This is a genomic window from Bradyrhizobium sp. SZCCHNRI1009, from assembly GCF_032487575.1.
In the GTDB taxonomy this organism is placed as follows: domain Bacteria; phylum Pseudomonadota; class Alphaproteobacteria; order Rhizobiales; family Xanthobacteraceae; genus Bradyrhizobium.
The window spans coordinates 208,767-224,549 of the sequence record NZ_JAUEUL010000011.1; the positions used below are offsets into that span (position 1 = coordinate 208,767).

Sequence of the window (15,783 nt, forward strand, 5' to 3'; positions counted from 1 at the left end):
AACACTGCGCTCGCAATGACGGTGGAGGGAGTTGGGCCCGCTCAGCGGGACATTGCGCCACACCAGGGGTAAACGACCTCAAGCTGTTGACGACTAATTCATCCCGCTGAGGTAACATCGCGGCGAGTGCGTGCTGGTTGCGGCCGCCTGGCCGTCCTGGCGACATTTTCCTTATCTCGTTTCAATCCCTTGCTCGACAGGTCGATCTCATGAAGGCCTATTTCATCGGTGGCGGCATCGGTTCGCTCTCCGGCGCAGCATTCATGATCCGCGACGGCGGCGTCTCCGGATCGGACATCACCATTTTCGAAAAGCGCCTGCCCTATGGCGGCAGCCTCGACGGCGCGCGTCTTCCGGACGGCTCCTACTCGATGCGCGGCGGGCGCATGCTGACGACCGAGCAATACGAATGCACCTGGGACCTGCTGTCGACCATTCCCTGCGAAACCGACGCTCAGCAGACCATCCTCCAGGAGACCGTGGCGTTCAACAAGCTCCACGTCACCCACGCGCAGGCGCGGCTGGTCGATGGCAACCGGCACAAGGTCGACGTCTCCACCATGGGCTTCTCGATGCAGGACCGCATCGAGATGACCAGGCTCACCGAGGCCTCGGAGGAGAAGCTCGGCAAGTCCTTGATCTCGGACTGGCTGTCGCCGCCGTTCTTCACGACGAACTTCTGGTACATGTGGCAGACGACCTTCGCCTTCCAGCCCTGGCACAGCGCGGTCGAGTTCAGGCGCTATCTGCGCCGCTTCATCAACGAATTCCCGATGATGGATACGCTCGGCGGCGTCAAGCGGACGGTGCACAACCAGAATGACTCGATCGTCAAGCCGCTGATGCGCTGGCTGAAAGGCCACGGTGTCAACTTCGTCGGCGGCGCCGACGTCACTGACATCGCGCTCGTCACCGAGAACGGCAAGCATCGCGCCACGCGCCTCGATCTGGAACATGACTTCGTCGGCCGCAGCATCGATCTCGCGGCGGATGACCTCGTGTTCTACACCGCCGGCTCGATGACGGACGCGACCAGCCTCGGCAGCCACGACAGTCCGCCCAAGCAGCTCACCAAGGAGGACAGCCAAGGCTGGACTCTCTGGGAGAAGCTCGCACAGGGCCGCCCGGAATTCGGCAATCCGGCCGCGTTCAACTCATCGGTTCCGGAGTCGAGCTTCGAATCTTTCACGGTCACCTGCCGCAATGCGCGCTTCTTCGACGCGATGCAGACTTTCACCGGCAACGTCGCCGGCACCGGCGGGCTCGTCACGTTCAAGGATTCGAACTGGCGGATGTCGATCGTGCTCTACACCCAGCCGTACTTTCCGGACCAGCCCGGCACCATCAAGATCTTCTGGGGCTATGGGCTCTACCCCGATCGCGTCGGCAATTTCGTGGGGAAGCCGATGTCCGAGTGCAGCGGCGCCGAAATCCTGAAGGAGCTGTGCGGGCATCTGCGCTTTCCGCTCAACGTGTTCGACGAGGCGACCTGCGTGCCGTGCTGGATGCCCTACATCATGAGCATGTTCATGCCGCGCAGCTATGGCGACCGGCCGTTGCCGGTGCCGCTCACCTCGCAGAATCTCGCCTTCATCGGCCAATATGTCGAGCTGCCCGAGGATGCCGTGTTCACGATCGAATATTCGGTGCGCGCGGCCATGCATGCGGTCTATCAGCTCTTGAAGATCGACCGCGCCATTCCGCCGGTCACACCGTATGACAAATCGCTGAAAATGCTGCTGCAGTCGGTGGTGAAATCATTCGCTTGACGGACCACGCGAGATCGTGATCACCGCGCGCCGCAGCGCTTGACCTGGATCAGTTCCGCGAGGGAACACGGCAGCTAAGCCCCGGATCGTAACACACGATCCGGGTGAACCATCATGAAGGCGTATTTCATCGGCAGCGGCATCGGCGCATTGGCCGGCGCGGCATTCCTGATCCGCGACGGCGGCGTCGCGGGCAGCGACATCACGATCTACGAGAAGCACCTGCCCTATGGCGGCAGTCTCGATGGCGCGCGGCTGCCCGACGGCTCCTATTCGCTGCGCGGCGGCCGCATGCTGACGACCGATCACTACGAGTGCACGTGGGACCTGCTCTCCACCATCCCCGATGCCAGCGATCCCCGCCGCACCGTGCGCGACGAGACGATTGCCTTCAACAAGGCCCATGTCGCGCATTCGCAGGCGCGCCTCGTCGATCGCAACCGGCACAAGATCGACGTCTCCACCATGGGCTTCACCATGCAGGACCGGCTCGAACTGGTGCGGCTGACCGAGGCCTCCGAGGAGAAGCTCGGCAACTCCCGCATCACCGACTGGCTGTCGCCGCCGTTCTTCACCACGAATTTCTGGTTCATGTGGCAGACGACGTTCGCGTTCCAGCCCTGGCACAGCGCGGTCGAGTTCAAGCGCTATCTGCATCGCTTCATGAACGAGTTTCCTCGCATCGAGACGCTGGCCGGCGTCAAGCGCACCGTGTTCAACCAGTATGATGCGATCGTGGTGCCGCTCGTCAAATGGCTGGAAGGCCACGGCGTGAATTTCGCCGGCGGCGTCGATGTCACCGACATGGAGATCGCGACGGAAGCCGGCAAGCATTTGGTCAAGCGCCTCACGCTGGATCGCAGCGGAAAGCCGGAGACGGTCGCGCTGTCGAGCGACGATCTCGTCTTCCTGCAGAACGGCTCGATGACGGACGCGACCAGCCTGGGCACGCAGGATGCGCCGCCGCCGCGGCTCACCAAGCAGGACAGCCAGGGCTGGACGCTGTGGGAGACAATCGCGAAGGGCCGCCCCGAATTCGGCAATCCCGCCGCGTTCAACTCATCGATCCCGGAATCCTGCTGGGAGTCGTTCACCGTCACCTGCCGCAATCCGCGGTTCTTCGACGCGATGGAAGCGTTCAGCGGCAACGCCGCGGGCACCGGCGGGCTCGTCACCTTCACCGAGTCGAACTGGCTGATGTCGGTCGTGCTGTATCACCAGCCGCATTTCGCCGGCCAGCCCGCCGACGTACAGGTGTTCTGGGGCTATGCACTGCATCCCGACCGCATCGGCAATTTCGTCGGCAAGGCGATGGCCGATTGCGGCGGCGCCGACATCCTCAAAGAATTGTGCGGCCACCTCAACTTCGACCTTGCGGTGTTCGACCAGGCGACCTGCGTGCCATGCCGCCTGCCCTACATCACCAGCATGTTCATGCCGCGCAACAAGGCCGACCGGCCGCTGCCGGTGCCGGCGAATTCGAAGAACCTCGCCTTCGTCAGCCAGTTCGTCGAGATCCCCGACGACGTCGTGTTCACGGTGGAATATTCAGTGCGTGCCGCGCAGATGGCGGTCTATCAGTTGCTCGGTATCACCAGGGCGATTCCACCGATCACGCGGCACGACAAGTCGTTCCGCGTGCTGATCGAGACGATGGAGAAGGCCTTCGCCTGACGCCTCTCGCATCCGCAAAAACGAACGCGCCCGGATCAGGCTCGATCCGGGCGCGCTTTCCGTCTCGCGAGGCACAGATGGCGCCTCCATGCGTCTTGCGTGAGTTGTCAGTAGCCGAGCAGCGCGAGACCAACCCAGCTGACGGCAAACAGCGATACGACCGAGGTTGCAGCGGCAAAAACGGACAGCGAAACTTTCAAAGTCCTGAGGACCATACGCGCCTCCTTCAACGACAATGAACAGCACATCGAGGTGAACCCCGATGTCAGTCTGAAATTTCCTGGAACCGGCTCCACAACGAGCCGAACACAGGTTTGGTGCGCGCCTGCGCGCAAAGGTTCAATGTCAGGGTGTGGGGCCCTGATCGAGCGGCTTGATCGTTAACGGAGACGGTCGCTCGTGGTTCCCGGATGGGAACTGGAACCGCTCCAAAGGAGGCCGCTCTCCCCCTCAGAGCCCCCTTCCTGGCGGAACTCAAGGTTGAGAAGGCTCCTGGCTGCAGGTTTTAGGATGGATCCGGCCGCCGGGCGCTATTTCAGCGGCAGGAACAGGTCCGCAGCCGTCTCGTGCTCGGGAACCTCCGGGAAGAAATTCAGCCGCTGGCAATAGATCGGGAAGTCGCGCGCCTCCTCGCCGCTGGCTGGAAGCCAGTCGCGATAGAGGAACAGCGCGGCGGGCTCCAGATTGTGGGTGTTGCCGACGACGCGCAGCACGGCGCAGCGTCCTCCGGGGATCACGCCGGCTCTGATCGTCGCGTCGTCCGTCTCGACCGGCTGATCGGTCCCGACACAGAGATCCACGCTGTAGTCGGCAGGCGAAGCGGGGCGCCGCTCGGAGCGCCAGACCGTGAAGGTCGGATGGGTCCTGGGGTGCAGGCCGGCCGCCTTGCGCCAGGCGATGAAGCGCTGGATGGTCGCGCCGAGCGTCGCCGGGTCGCCGCGATGCTCCATGATCGCCACCGGCGTGGCCGGCACCTCGCGAATCGTCACGTCGTCAGGGGTATAGGTCGTCCGCATCAGCTTGCTCCTCGCATCGTCGAGAGGCCCGAAGGCCGCAAGCCACGGCTCCCAGTCGGGAGATTTCCGGAACGATGACGGCGATTGCCCGAACCGTTGCCGAAAGGCGCGGGCGAAGGCGTCCGGCGCATCGTAGCCGGCCTCCATCGCGACCTCGGTGACGCTTTGGGCATCGCTGTAGGCCAGCTGATAGGACGCCCGCTTCATGCGGGTGAGCTGGATGTAGCGATGCACTGATAGACCGAAGGTCGCCGTGAACTGCCGGTGGAAATGATATTTCGAGTAGGCTGCGATGCTGCTCAGCGCGTCCAGATCGAGATCATCCTCCAGATGCCGGTCGATATGATCCAGCACCCGCTGCATCCGCGCATGGTAGTTTCGCAGCGCCGCCTTCATCGTTCCTTGCTCCGTGGCGGCATCAGCTAAGCGCAGGCGGACATGACGCGCTCGACCGATCTTGCGGCTTTGTCACGGGGTTCAGTGATCAAGACCGCCTTTCACGGATCGACGGCCGTCACTGTCCAGAACGAGGCGGGCACCATGACGCCCGCGCCTCTGGCGTAGCGCGCCAGCGCCTTCCTCACGGCGGCCGTCGCGGCCTCCGTTGCCTCGGACGGCTGCCCCGCCACCGCACGGCCGGCGGGCCCGATCGCGAGCGCCGTCTGCACCGCGCTGTCGAGGCCGGCGCCCGCGCCGACGTCGAGTGCGATGTCGTGACGCTCCAGCCGGATGCGGCGCAGCCCGGCATCGGTCATCACCTTCTCGATCCACTCGGGAGCGCCGAATGCGAAATCGTCCGGCGCGTGCGGCGGCAATCCCGGCAGCTTCGGCACGTGGTCATACGCCGCCTGCAACGGCTCCAGCGCCCACGGGTTGTCGCGCAGTTCGCCCCAGCAGGCGAACGCGACGCGCCCTTCCGAATGCAGCGCATTGCGGATGTTGAGCACGGCGCGCACCGGATTGGCGAAGTACATGACGCCGAGCCGCGAGATCACGAGATCGGCGCTGGCGGCCTTGAAGTGGTGCACCATGGCGTCGCCCTGCACGAAGCTCACCGGCGCCTCGGCCGGGGCGAGTTCGTGGGCCGCGGTCAGCATGGCCGCGGAGACGTCGAGGCCGAGCACGCTGCCGCCGGGGCCGACCTTCTCGGCCGCCGCGATCAAGGTCGCGCCGCAGCCGCAGCCGATGTCCAGCACCCGCTCGCCCGCCTGGATCGCCGCGCGCTCCAGCAACGCCTCCTGCACCGGCGCCAGCATCGCATCGATCTCGGCGCGGCGCGCGACCCAGCGCCCGCCGCCCGCACCGTTCCAGAAGGCGATCTGCTCGGCGTTCTCGAAATGCCCAAAGGAGGTGTCGGCGATGGCGGCGTCCATGCGGGAAATCTCGACAACAAAGGTCACAAATGAAACGAGCCGGCTCGATCAGCGTCCAGCAGGCCCTGTTCGGGAGTTTAGGGGGCGGTCTAAGGCTTGAAAAGCCGGTCTCACGGACGAAGCGGGTCGCGGCAGGGACACGCTGAAGCGGATCGCCGATGTCGAATGTGCGGGGTGTCAAATCTGCCGATTTGAGAAAAATGGTCGGAGCGGCGGGATTCGAACCCACGACCCTTAGTCCCCCAAGCGCTGGTAATACATTGAAATTACAGCGCTATCCGGGAAACCGCAAGGTCCGCGCATTTTTGATTTCATTGAGCTTTCCGCTTCGAATGGAAACCAGAGCTACCTACCCCACCGCGCTGCGCCGCGCGGAAATCCCGAGCAACATTGACGACCCGAAAAATGTAGCGCATACGCTACACATGCCCGCCATTAAGAGAACCGACGAATTTTTCAGTTGAATCAAAGGACTGCGGGATTGCCCGAGCAAAAGTGAAGATCCTGGCTCGGATTGATCGCCTTGCCCTTGGCAACCCGGGCGATGTCGCACCGGTTGGCGAGGGCGTCAGGGAAATGAGGAAACACTACGGCCCGGGTTATCGGGTCTATTTCGTTCACCGGGGCGAAGAAGTCGTAGTTCTGCTCTGTGGCGGCGACAAAGCATCGCAAAGCGCGGACGTCGCGGAGGCCAAGAAATTGGCGGCCAATTTGGAGGACTGAGCTGTGACCAAAATCAAACCGTACGACGCGGCCGATTATCTCGATAGCCCCGAGACGATTGCCGCCTACTTCACTGAAGCACTGGAATCCGGCGATCCCTCTCTCATCACGACGGCGATCGGCGCCGTCGCTCGCGCCAAGGGTATGAGCGAGATCGCGGAAAGGGCTGGCCTGTCGCGCGAAAATCTCTATCGGTCGCTCGGTGGGCAAGCAAAGCCGGAATTCAGCACTATCCTCAAGGTGCTTCAAGCTATGGAAATTAGCCTGATCGCCCAGCCGACCGAAAACCGAGCGGCCTGAGAAACTTGATTCGGGCGGTCGATTCCATACCTCTTGTTACTCAGGAACACAGCTACGGAATAACTCTTCCAGAAGGAGGCTCCCGGCGCGCATGACGGCTTGGTGTTGACGGTCGCGATCGCGCCGTGGATGGCGACGAATTCAAACACGGTCACCCACGAAGAACTGAGGTTGTGAGGGCGGTTAGGTTGCGCCAGGTGTGACTACCCAACCATACTTGCTTGCCATGGCAGCGAGAGCTTCCTTCAACCGCTTGAAGCGTCCATCATTGTCGATGGTCGGATGGCACTCAATTTGACAATGCGCCGGATTGTCGGGGTCGCCATTTGGATCGTCTTTTATAGGGCGATGGATAGCGTCGACTGAATGTTCGCCCGTCTGCTTACCCTTTTTATCGTAGATCGGAATTTTGCAGCTCTGCCGAACCTCACCAGCTACGAGCTTTGCTACACCCTGCTCAGTGGATTTACGTGCTTCGCGCGCATCCTTCCGGATGGATGACATGTCCACTGATGGCTTTCTTTCCCGATCACCGAAAGCAGACGCGGAGAACGTCACTCTGCCGCCTACAGCCCTGTACTCGCCTTCGCGAACAGATCTGTAGAGATCGTCAGTGTCAGGAACCAGCATCGGGCACCACTGGCAACTAGTGGTTCAACCAGATCCAGAGAGACGTCAAACTCCAGTCATCCCGAAGAGGGCCAGAGTCCATCTCAGTTTCGATGTCTGTGCCCCATACCTTGATGTATTCGGCGCCGCTTTCTCCGAAGTAGAGCGTTATTTTTTTGGTGCCATGCCACCACTCGAAAACAATTTCGTTGTTTTCGCTCAGTGTGATGTGAGGACTGCTCCACGAGCCGAGTTTCAGAGCGCGAGCGAAAACACAGCCAAGAAAATAAAGCGCCGAGCCTTCGACTGAGTCAGCAACCGGTTCTGCCGCGCTCGCCACCAACTCGGTGATCTTTGACACCTCAGACTTTAAAGGCTCGCTGACGAACACGCGATCCAATTCGTTGGCCGCGTCCGACACGCCCCCGCTTCCGAATGCGCGATAGTCGCTTGGTCCCGCCCATCTGACTGCTACCATCACTGGATCGCCTTTCGGATTTTATCGGTAATACAAGCTTCGAATATGACGTCTTTCTCGAGTCCGAATTTTTCAAGTATTGACCAGACCTCGTCGTCGCGCTCGACGATTCGATTCGCAAATAAGTCTATATCAAGCAGCAGGTGGGAGCCATTCGCGTCAGCCTGACCACTTGCAACGTTTAGGATCGCGCGAGCGTCTTGAAGAATCTTGGGCATTCCTAGTTGCAACTGCACAAAAACCGCATCTGCCGTAACTGGTAGGTTATCCGGAACGACTGGATAGACCGACAAATAGTCCTGGAGGGCAACCTCTGCAGTGGGCGTAGGAATTTTATTGATCACACGCACTGCTACCCGGCTGAAACTCTGCGCGTTGACCACTCGCTGAAACACCTGCCAGTGACGCCGTGCCTCATTTCGAAAGGAATCCCAATCGGTGTAGGGTGGCAGGTGGCTATATGAAAACCCAACGCGTTGGAGCTGAAGGATCCGGTCTTGTGCACCGTTATGAAGGCGCCAACCGACTTGCTCTGGGGTATTCATAAATCCGGTAGCGGCCTCGGGCGTCGCAGCCTGAAATCCGAACATCAAATGTTGAATGGGATGCCGGATCGGAAACTCCTCTGCGAGAGCGTCCGCCACGCTGGTTAGCTGGTCTAGTGTGATGGCATCGGGATTCGCAACCCGAACGTCAATCAGCGCCTCTGCGATAGGCGCGCGCTCATAGTGAGGTCGGACAAATTCGGTCATCAACGCTCTAATATAGGCTCAAGCCGGCGTTTGGCGAATCACCAGAAAGGATTACTTAAGGAAGGTTAGAAAGCGTAAACGCACCCGGCCGGTAAACCAGTTACCCTGGCTGTTTCCGGATGCCCTGAAATCCGGCTAAGTGATGGTCGGAGCGGCGGGATTCGAACCCACGACCCCTAGTCCCCCAGACTAGTGCGCTAACCGGGCTGCGCCACGCTCCGATGGCCGTTCCTGTAGCCGTGATCCGAGCCCGATGCAAGGCACGGCGGGTGGGTTTCCTTGGGGGGGGGCACGGGGTTGCCAGATTGAACGGAGACCGGGGACCCTCACCCCCAACCCCTCCCCGCAAGGGGGAGGGAGCGCAGCCGACCTGCGGCTCTCGGGGTGGGTTACAACGCGGGATCACCGGCCGTGCTCGGCGAATTCTCAGTGACGCGCGCTGCGCCCCTCAGACGTCCTTCATCGCGCGGTCGAGCAGCGCGCGGCAGTCGAGCAGGTCCTTGAGCACGCCCTGGAGCTTGTCACGCTCCTCCGGCTTCATCCCGGCGCGGGTGGGCGGGCCGACGCGGAAGGTGTCGAGGATGTCGTCCTCGGTGTCGACGAAGCGGAAGTCGATGCCCTCCTCGTCGGAAGCCTCCTCCTCCTCGTCCTCCGATTCGACCTCGGCCTCGCCGATCGGCTCCTCTTCCATCATCGCCTGGCCGAGGGTCTCCTCCATCGCGCCGAACGAGACCGCGGCGGAGCTGTCGGCCAGTCCCTGGACCGACTTGACGCCGTGCTCCTTGAGGATCCGCTGCACCCCCTTGATGGTGTAGCCTTCGCCGTACAGCAGGCGGCGGATGCCCTTGAGCAAATCGACGTCGTCGGGCCGGTAATAGCGCCGGCCGCCGCTTCGCTTCATCGGCTTGATCTGGGCGAACCGCGTCTCCCAAAACCGCAGCACGTGCTGCGGGATGTCGAGCTCCTGCGCGACCTCGCTGATCGTCCGAAACGCATCCGGCGCCTTGTCCAAATGCCCGTTCCCCTTCGACCGTGCTGCCAAGAAAGTGGGAGACTACGCTGATTCGACTGGACGAACTGCACGCGGGACGAAGGTAACGCGTCGATACGGCCTCGCCGGACGATGCGGCGGGCTAGCCCGGCCCTATTCCGGCTCGGCGCCGAACTCGGCGCTGGCCTCGCCGTTCATCTTGCCGTTGCCCTGCTGGCCGTTGATGCGCTGCTTGAGGATCGCGGACGGCTTGAACACCATGACCCGCCGCGGCGAGATCGGCACTTCCGTGCCCGTCTTCGGGTTACGTCCGATGCGCTGACCCTTCTTGCGCACCATGAACGACCCGAACGACGATAGCTTGACCGTCTCGCCGCGCTCGAGGCAGTCGGTGATCTCCTTCAAGACCAGCTCGACGAACGCAGACGACTCCGTCCGCGACAGCCCCACCTTCTGGTAGACTGCCTCGCAGAGATCGACGCGTGTGACTGTTTTTCCGGTTCCCGCCATCGCCTGCCCCAAACTCTCGGCGAATAATTCGCTCCGGAAATTAAGAGGTTAAGCGGCGGTGGTCAACAGCAGCGTGAATAGAAGTACGGGCCCTCATGCCGATCTAAGGCGTAATCCCGCCGCGCGGCAGGCTCACCAGCGCACCAAAGCCGAGCCCCAGGTGAAGCCGCCACCCATCGCCTCCAGCAGAACCACGTCGCCCTTCTTGATGCGACCGTCCTTGACGGCCACGTCGAGCGCCAGAGGGATCGAGGCAGCGGAGGTATTTCCATGCCGATCGACCGTCAACACCACCTTCTCCGGCGCGATGTGCAGCTTGTGCGCCGAAGCATCGATGATTCGCTTGTTGGCCTGGTGCGGCACGAACCAGTCGATGGTCTCGGCCGACAGGCCGGTGGCATCGAAGGCGTCGACGATCACGTCGGTGATCATGCCGACCGCGTGCTTGAACACCTCGCGGCCTTCCATCCGCAGATGCCCGACGGTCTGGGTCGAGGACGGTCCGCCATCGACATAGAGCTTGGCCTTGTGGCGACCATCGGACCGCAGGTGAGTCGTGAGCACGCCGCGATCGGCCGAGGTCCCCCCCTGCTCCTGAGCGTCGAGGACCAGCGCGCCGGCGCCGTCGCCGAACAGCACGCAAGTGGTGCGGTCGTTCCAGTCGAGGATGCGCGAGAAGGTCTCGGCGCCGATCACCAGCGCGCGCTTGAACTGGCGGCTGCGCAGGAAGTTATCCGCGGTCGCGAGCGCATAGACGAAGCCCGAGCACACCGCCTGCAGGTCGAACGCCGCGCCATGATGGATGCCGAGGCCGTTCTGCACCGCCACGGCCGTCGCCGGAAAGGTGTTGTCCGGGGTCGAGGTGCCCAACACGATCAGATCGATTGACTGCGGATCGACATCGGCCGCGGCCAGCGCGGCACGGGCCGCGTTGATCGCGAGATGCGAGGTGAATTCGCCGTCGGCTGCGACGTGGCGCTCACGAATGCCGGTGCGCTGCACGATCCACTCGTCGGAGGTCTCGATGCGGCTTGCCAGCTCGGCATTGGTCACGACCCGCTGCGGGAGGTAGGAGCCACAGCCGAGCACGACCGAACGAATTGTCACGAGACAGCCTCCTGGGCGACGGGTTCGGACGCCGGTGCGCCGCCGTCGGGATTGAGTGTTTGATTGATCTTGGTCAGGAGATCGTAGCGGGCCATCTCATAGCCAACCCTGACCGCCGAGGCAAAGCCCTCGGCATCGGTTCCGCCGTGGCTCTTGACCACCATCCCCTTGAGCCCGAGCACCACGCTGCCGTTGGATTTGCGCGGGTCGAGCCGGGCCCGCAGGGCGGCGAACGCGCCGCGTGCCAACACGTAGCCGACCCGGGCCAGCAGACTGGCCTGGATCGCGCCGCGCAGGAAATCCGTGACCTGGCGCACCGTGCCCTCGGCCGTCTTCAGCGCGATGTTGCCGCTGAAGCCCTCGGTCACGACCACGTCGGCGGCGCCCTTGCCGATGCCGTCGCCCTCGACGAAGCCGATATAGTCGAGCTGCGGCAGGTTCATCGCACGGAGCTGCTCGGCCGCCTCGCGGATCTCCTCATGGCCCTTGATCTCCTCGACACCGATGTTGAGGAGGCCGACGGTCGGCCTGGGCTTGTTGAACAGCACGCTCGCCAGCGCGCCGCCCATCACTGCCAGCGCGACGAGGTGGTGGGCGTCGCCGCCGATCGTCGCGCCGAGGTCGAGCACCACCGATTCGCCGCGCGCAGTCGGCCAGATCGCGGCGAGAGCCGGCCGGTCGATCCCGTCCAGCGTGCGCAGGCAGAAGCGCGCCATCGCCACCAGCGCGCCGGTGTTGCCTGCGGACACGGCGACGTCGGCCTCTCCCTTCTTCACCGCCTCGAGCGCGAGCCACATCGACGACGTCTTGCGGCCGCGCCGGAGCGCCTGGCTCGGCTTGTCCTCCATGCTGACGGCGACATCGGTGTGAACGACGCGCGAGACTGCCTTCAGCCGCGGATGCCGGTCGAGTTCGGGAACGATCTTGGCACTGTCGCCGAACAGCAGAAACTCCGCATCCGGATGGCGGCTCAGCGCGATCGCGGCACCGGGGATGACGACGGCCGCGCCGAAATCCCCGCCCATGGCGTCCAGCGCGATTCGAACCTTTTGAGGCATGACGTCCCGGAAACCTGATCTCGAGCTTTGTCTCGTCTTGGCCGTGATTTGGTTGGCCGTGTTTGGCGGTCGTTCAGAGGCATTGCGCGGCCGATGGACAGGCCAGAGGCCGTCCGGGCCTTTTCGTCGCACCCCGACCCGGGCGCGACAATAGCGTCTCTCCGTGTCGAAACAACCTCCCGGGAGCGATGCATTTTGCAACCGCCGCGCCGGTCCGGGACCGGTAGCGCCCCGTCTTTTCGTTCGAAATCAGCGGCTTGAGAGAATTTTGACAAGCTTTGTGACAGGATCGCGCGGCAGCGGCCTGCACAATTGCGCGTCAATCCTCACCCGTTTTCTTCGCTTTGACCGCGCCCGGCCCGACGGCATCTGCCGGCTTCAGCGCCTTCAGCGCGGCGAAGGGATGGTCCGCCGGATCGGAGGCCTCGGCGGGCTGCTCGAACACCGCGCCCGGTTTGCGCGGATACGGATCGATCCCCAGGAACAGCGCGTCGGCGGCGAGCCGGCCGAGGTCGATCTGCCCACCGACGATCGGCTCGGGCGGATCGGCCGTCTCGACCTCGCTGTTCGGGTCGTCCTCGACCAGGTCGGCAAGCTCCGGAATCTGCTCCGGCGGGGCAAACATCTGGTCGATCGGCTCGTCGATCTCGGTCTCGATCGGATCGAGCGTGACGACGCAGGTCTGGCCGATCCGGGCGCGCACCCGGCCCTCGACATGCACCTTGCCGTCACGCTTCAGGGCCACGTCGAACGAGGCTTTGGCCGAAAGCACCTCGCGCAGATCGGCGATCTCTGCCAACGCCCGGCGCGTGGCCGGATCGGCCTCGATCTCGCGATGCAGGCCGGCGTCCGGGATTTGCGCCACGATCACCGGCGGCGCGCGCCAGGGGTCCTTGGAAGGGTCTCGCGCCGGTTCGCGCGACGTGTCTCTGTCTCTGGTCATGTCGCTAGTCCTGCTGAACCGGCCGCGGGAAGCTCCAGCCGGCGCCGAGCAGCCTGTTGTCGTCGAGGGCGGCGAGGTCGGCCGCCACCCGGGCCGCATAGGCGGCAAGTCCGGCCGCGCTGTCGGGATGCTCGCCGTTCAAGATATTCTTCTGCAGCGCCTCCGCCAGCCGGGCCTCGCTCTCCGACCAGGCCAGATCATAGGCGGCGGTGCGGCCATAGAACGCCTCGCCGAACTTCTGCATGCGCTTCGGAACGGTCAGATCACCCACCCCCATCTCGCGGAGATTGTCGTCCATGTCGTCGCAGAACCGGTCGAACAGGGCCTGCGACAGCGCCGACCCCACCCCGCGCAGCCGCCGCAGCACCAGCCAGAGGTGCAGAATCAGCAGATCGAACCGTCCTTCCACCGTGTCAGGGACATTCAAGTGTCTATAAAACAACGGGTCTCGGGTTTGTGCCACGATCGCGCCATAGATCGGCTCGATGGTCCCGCGCGGGGACGGTCGGGATTTCCTGAGATGGTTGAATGGCCAGAGCATGACGGTTCCGCGGTCGAGTTTCCCTGACCCTGTTCAGGGGCATGTTGCAATCCGCAAGTTTGCCCGGTACGTCAACGCCCTGCCCGACGCAAGGGGACGGGATCCGATCTGAAGAAGATGACCCAGACAATGCGAACGACTGCCCGCCTGCTCACCCGTGGCCTGAGCCCCCGTCTGCGCACCCTTGGTGCGATCGCGCTGACCTGTCTGGCGCTCGGCGCCTGCACCGGCGAGCAGTTCCAGAAGGGCTACATCATGCCGCCGGGCGCGCTGGAGCAGATCCCGATCGGCGCCAGCCAGGACCAGGTGCTGATCGTGATGGGCACGCCATCGACGGTGGCGACGCTCGACGGCGAGGTGTTCTACTACATCTCGCAGCGCGCCGAGCGCCCGGTCGCCTTCATGAACCAGAAGGTGGTCGATCAGCGCGTCATCGCGATCTATTTCGACAAGAACCGCCAGGTCCGCCGGCTCGCCAATTACGGCATGAAGGACGGCAAGATCTTCGACTTCGTCAGCCGCACCACGCCGACCTCCGGCCAGGAGCTCAGCTACCTGACGCCGCTGTTCAAGCTGCTCAGCTTCAACTGATCTCGACCCGATCGCCGCAGTCCGGAATATGATTCCGGGCGACGGCACAAAGCCGGACCGCTGCGCTGATTGGCGCAGCCCGTGCGCAATTCGCCGGCTTGCTCTGGCGCTGCAATCTTCCCTACCCTGCTGGAAAACATCAGCAGGGAGGAATCATTGGCTCATCGCATCGCGCTGTCGCGCCGCAAGCTCTTGTCCGGCGCCGCGGCGCTGTCCACCGCCGCCATCCTGCCGCGCGCGAGTCTCGCCGACTGGCGCCCGACCGAGACGATCAAGCTGATCGTGCCCGCTGCGCCCGGCGGCAGCACCGACGTCATGGGCCGGCTGCTCGCGGCGCATCTGCAGACCGCCTGGGGACAGTCGGCCGTGGTCGAGAATCGCTCCGGCGGTGGCGGCACGATCGGCGCCGCCGAGGTCGCGCGCAACACCAAGGGCGACGGCCATACGGTCCTGATCGGCAACCCCGGTCCGAACGCGATCGCCTATTCGATCTTCCGCAACCTCGTTTACAAGCCGGATCAGTTGCAGGCGGTCTCCAACATGATCCGCATCCCCAACATCGTCTCGGCGCATCCCTCCACCGGCATCAAGTCGATTCCCGAGCTGATCGCCTACCTCAAGGCCAATCCCGATAAGCTCAACTACGCCTCGTCCGGCGTCGGCCAGAGCCCGCATCTCACCGGCGCATGGTTCCTGCAGCTCACCGGGCTGAAGATGACGCACATCCCGTTCCGCGGCGCCGGCCCGGCGCTGCAGGCTGCGCTGGCGGGCGACGTCCAGATCCTGTTCGACAATCTGTTTCCATCGCTGCCGCAGGTCCAGGAGGGCAAGCTCACCGGCCTTTGCGTAACCACACCGGAGCGCAGCGCCAATGCGCCGGAGCTGCCGACGATGCGCGAGAGCGCGCCGGAGCTCGCCAAGTTCGACGTGTCGTCCTGGTTCGGCGTATTCCTGCCCAAGGCCTGCCCGCCGGAGATCGTCAGCGCGCTCAACCTGCAGGTCAAGGCGATGCTGGAGCGCGAGGACATCGCCAAGAACATCGCGGCCATGGGCGCGCGGGCGGACTACGGCACGCCGCAGCAGTTCGGCGACTTCGTCCAGGCCGAGACAGCCAAATTCGCCTCGATCATCCAGAAGGAAGGCCTGCAGATGGATGTGCAGTAGCCCTCGGAGCCCGGCCGGCCACGTCGCAGCGGAGTATCGCAACACGGCTCGTGGTGTAACGGCACCTTAAGCGGGATGGTGCGATAGATGGTGGCCGCGCGCCTTTGATCTGGTCCTGAGATACCGTCAAGCGGATGCCTGGCCGACCACCTTCGCGTGGATGCGGTCCGAGCACCGTCCGAGG

At 63.6% G+C, this 15,783-nt stretch carries 18 protein-coding genes and 1 tRNA gene; 7 read left to right on the forward strand and 12 right to left on the reverse strand.

Going from position 1 to position 15,783, the window contains the following annotated elements; all coding sequences use genetic code 11:
• Positions 1-173 precede the first annotated feature (173 nt).
• Positions 174-1,769, forward strand: coding sequence for an oleate hydratase (locus tag QX010_RS20525; protein WP_316181569.1), 1,596 nt, complete (start codon positions 174-176; stop codon positions 1,767-1,769).
• 114 nt (positions 1,770-1,883) lie between these two features.
• A complete protein-coding gene (locus tag QX010_RS20530) occupies positions 1,884-3,443 on the forward strand; it encodes an oleate hydratase (RefSeq protein ID WP_316181511.1) in 1,560 nt (519 codons plus the stop codon).
• A 530-nt stretch (positions 3,444-3,973) separates the two neighbouring features.
• On the opposite strand, the gene QX010_RS20535 is transcribed toward QX010_RS20530, so the two are convergent.
• Both QX010_RS20535 and QX010_RS20540 read right to left on the reverse strand, forming a co-directional pair.
• Positions 3,974-4,855, reverse strand: a complete 882-nt coding sequence (locus tag QX010_RS20535) for an AraC family transcriptional regulator (RefSeq protein WP_316181513.1) — start codon at positions 4,853-4,855, stop codon at positions 3,974-3,976.
• 101 nt (positions 4,856-4,956) lie between these two features.
• Positions 4,957-5,832: a class I SAM-dependent methyltransferase gene (locus QX010_RS20540; RefSeq protein WP_316181514.1), complete on the reverse strand. Its 876-nt coding sequence runs from the start codon at positions 5,830-5,832 to the stop codon at positions 4,957-4,959.
• Positions 5,833-5,990: 158 nt separating this feature from the next.
• Here QX010_RS20540 and QX010_RS20545 point away from each other — a divergent pair, with 158 nt between their 5' ends.
• Genes QX010_RS20545 through QX010_RS20555 form a run of 3 tightly spaced genes read left to right on the forward strand, consistent with a single transcriptional unit; the run spans position 5,991 to position 6,855 of the window.
• Entirely contained in the window at positions 5,991-6,296 is a 306-nt protein-coding gene (locus QX010_RS20545) for a hypothetical protein (RefSeq protein WP_316181516.1), read from the forward strand.
• 31 nt (positions 6,297-6,327) lie between these two features.
• Complete coding sequence (locus tag QX010_RS20550; RefSeq protein WP_410051966.1) at positions 6,328-6,555, forward strand: type II toxin-antitoxin system RelE/ParE family toxin; 228 nt, start codon at positions 6,328-6,330, stop codon at positions 6,553-6,555.
• A 3-nt stretch (positions 6,556-6,558) separates the two neighbouring features.
• Positions 6,559-6,855: an addiction module antidote protein gene (locus QX010_RS20555; RefSeq protein ID WP_316181517.1), complete on the forward strand. Its 297-nt coding sequence runs from the start codon at positions 6,559-6,561 to the stop codon at positions 6,853-6,855.
• Between the two features lie 183 nt (positions 6,856-7,038).
• Here the strand turns inward: QX010_RS20555 and QX010_RS20560 are convergent, their stop codons facing one another.
• The 10 genes from QX010_RS20560 to QX010_RS20605 form a co-directional block, all read right to left on the reverse strand.
• On the reverse strand, positions 7,039-7,485 hold the full coding sequence (locus QX010_RS20560) for a hypothetical protein (RefSeq protein ID WP_316181519.1): 447 nt from the start codon (positions 7,483-7,485) through the stop codon (positions 7,039-7,041).
• Between the two features lie 16 nt (positions 7,486-7,501).
• Positions 7,502-7,885 (reverse strand): hypothetical protein, encoded by a 384-nt coding sequence (locus QX010_RS20565; protein WP_316181521.1) that lies wholly within the window; start codon positions 7,883-7,885, stop codon positions 7,502-7,504.
• A 56-nt stretch (positions 7,886-7,941) separates the two neighbouring features.
• Positions 7,942-8,694, reverse strand: a complete 753-nt coding sequence (locus QX010_RS20570) for a TIGR04255 family protein (RefSeq protein ID WP_316181522.1) — start codon at positions 8,692-8,694, stop codon at positions 7,942-7,944.
• Between the two features lie 143 nt (positions 8,695-8,837).
• Positions 8,838-8,915: transfer RNA gene (locus tag QX010_RS20575), tRNA-Pro, on the reverse strand.
• 227 nt (positions 8,916-9,142) lie between these two features.
• Positions 9,143-9,706 carry a MerR family transcriptional regulator gene (locus QX010_RS20580; RefSeq protein ID WP_315805816.1) on the reverse strand — a complete coding sequence of 188 codons (564 nt, stop codon included), beginning with the start codon at positions 9,704-9,706 and terminating at the stop codon, positions 9,143-9,145.
• 132 nt (positions 9,707-9,838) lie between these two features.
• Entirely contained in the window at positions 9,839-10,195 is a 357-nt protein-coding gene (locus tag QX010_RS20585) for an integration host factor subunit alpha (protein WP_315740211.1), read from the reverse strand.
• A 132-nt stretch (positions 10,196-10,327) separates the two neighbouring features.
• Positions 10,328-11,302, reverse strand: coding sequence for a beta-ketoacyl-ACP synthase III (locus QX010_RS20590; protein ID WP_315805817.1), 975 nt, complete (start codon positions 11,300-11,302; stop codon positions 10,328-10,330).
• Positions 11,299-12,360 (reverse strand): phosphate acyltransferase PlsX, encoded by a 1,062-nt coding sequence (gene plsX, locus QX010_RS20595; protein ID WP_316181524.1) that lies wholly within the window; start codon positions 12,358-12,360, stop codon positions 11,299-11,301. The genes QX010_RS20590 and plsX overlap by 4 nt, the downstream gene beginning before the upstream one ends.
• 319 nt (positions 12,361-12,679) lie before the next feature.
• Positions 12,680-13,303: a DUF177 domain-containing protein gene (locus tag QX010_RS20600; protein ID WP_316181527.1), complete on the reverse strand. Its 624-nt coding sequence runs from the start codon at positions 13,301-13,303 to the stop codon at positions 12,680-12,682.
• A 4-nt stretch (positions 13,304-13,307) separates the two neighbouring features.
• On the reverse strand, positions 13,308-13,844 hold the full coding sequence (locus QX010_RS20605) for a ubiquinol-cytochrome C chaperone family protein (RefSeq protein WP_315805820.1): 537 nt from the start codon (positions 13,842-13,844) through the stop codon (positions 13,308-13,310).
• Between the two features lie 129 nt (positions 13,845-13,973).
• Between QX010_RS20605 and QX010_RS20610 the strand changes: the two genes are divergently transcribed.
• Positions 13,974-14,435 carry an outer membrane protein assembly factor BamE gene (locus QX010_RS20610; RefSeq protein ID WP_315805821.1) on the forward strand — a complete coding sequence of 154 codons (462 nt, stop codon included), beginning with the start codon at positions 13,974-13,976 and terminating at the stop codon, positions 14,433-14,435.
• Positions 14,436-14,591: 156 nt separating this feature from the next.
• The gene (locus tag QX010_RS20615; RefSeq protein ID WP_316181529.1) at positions 14,592-15,599 is read left to right on the forward strand and encodes a tripartite tricarboxylate transporter substrate binding protein; all 1,008 of its coding nucleotides are present in this window, start codon (positions 14,592-14,594) and stop codon (positions 15,597-15,599) included.
• Positions 15,600-15,783 lie beyond the last annotated feature (184 nt).

Bases quoted from the DNA above. Each gene is read 5' to 3' on its own strand.
- QX010_RS20530 (WP_316181511.1), top strand. From the start codon at position 1,884: ATGAAGGCGTATTTCATCGGCAGCGGCATCGGCGCATTGGCCGGCGCG.
- QX010_RS20535 (WP_316181513.1), bottom strand. From the start codon at position 4,855: ATGAAGGCGGCGCTGCGAAACTACCATGCGCGGATGCAGCGGGTGCTG.
- QX010_RS20540 (WP_316181514.1), bottom strand. From the start codon at position 5,832: ATGGACGCCGCCATCGCCGACACCTCCTTTGGGCATTTCGAGAACGCC.
- QX010_RS20545 (WP_316181516.1), top strand. From the start codon at position 5,991: ATGTCGAATGTGCGGGGTGTCAAATCTGCCGATTTGAGAAAAATGGTC.
- QX010_RS20560 (WP_316181519.1), bottom strand. From the start codon at position 7,485: ATGCTGGTTCCTGACACTGACGATCTCTACAGATCTGTTCGCGAAGGC.
- QX010_RS20570 (WP_316181522.1), bottom strand. From the start codon at position 8,694: ATGACCGAATTTGTCCGACCTCACTATGAGCGCGCGCCTATCGCAGAG.
- QX010_RS20585 (WP_315740211.1), bottom strand. From the start codon at position 10,195: ATGGCGGGAACCGGAAAAACAGTCACACGCGTCGATCTCTGCGAGGCA.
- plsX (WP_316181524.1), bottom strand. From the start codon at position 12,360: ATGCCTCAAAAGGTTCGAATCGCGCTGGACGCCATGGGCGGGGATTTC.
- QX010_RS20600 (WP_316181527.1), bottom strand. From the start codon at position 13,303: ATGACCAGAGACAGAGACACGTCGCGCGAACCGGCGCGAGACCCTTCC.
- QX010_RS20605 (WP_315805820.1), bottom strand. From the start codon at position 13,844: ATGCTCTGGCCATTCAACCATCTCAGGAAATCCCGACCGTCCCCGCGC.
- QX010_RS20610 (WP_315805821.1), top strand. From the start codon at position 13,974: ATGCGAACGACTGCCCGCCTGCTCACCCGTGGCCTGAGCCCCCGTCTG.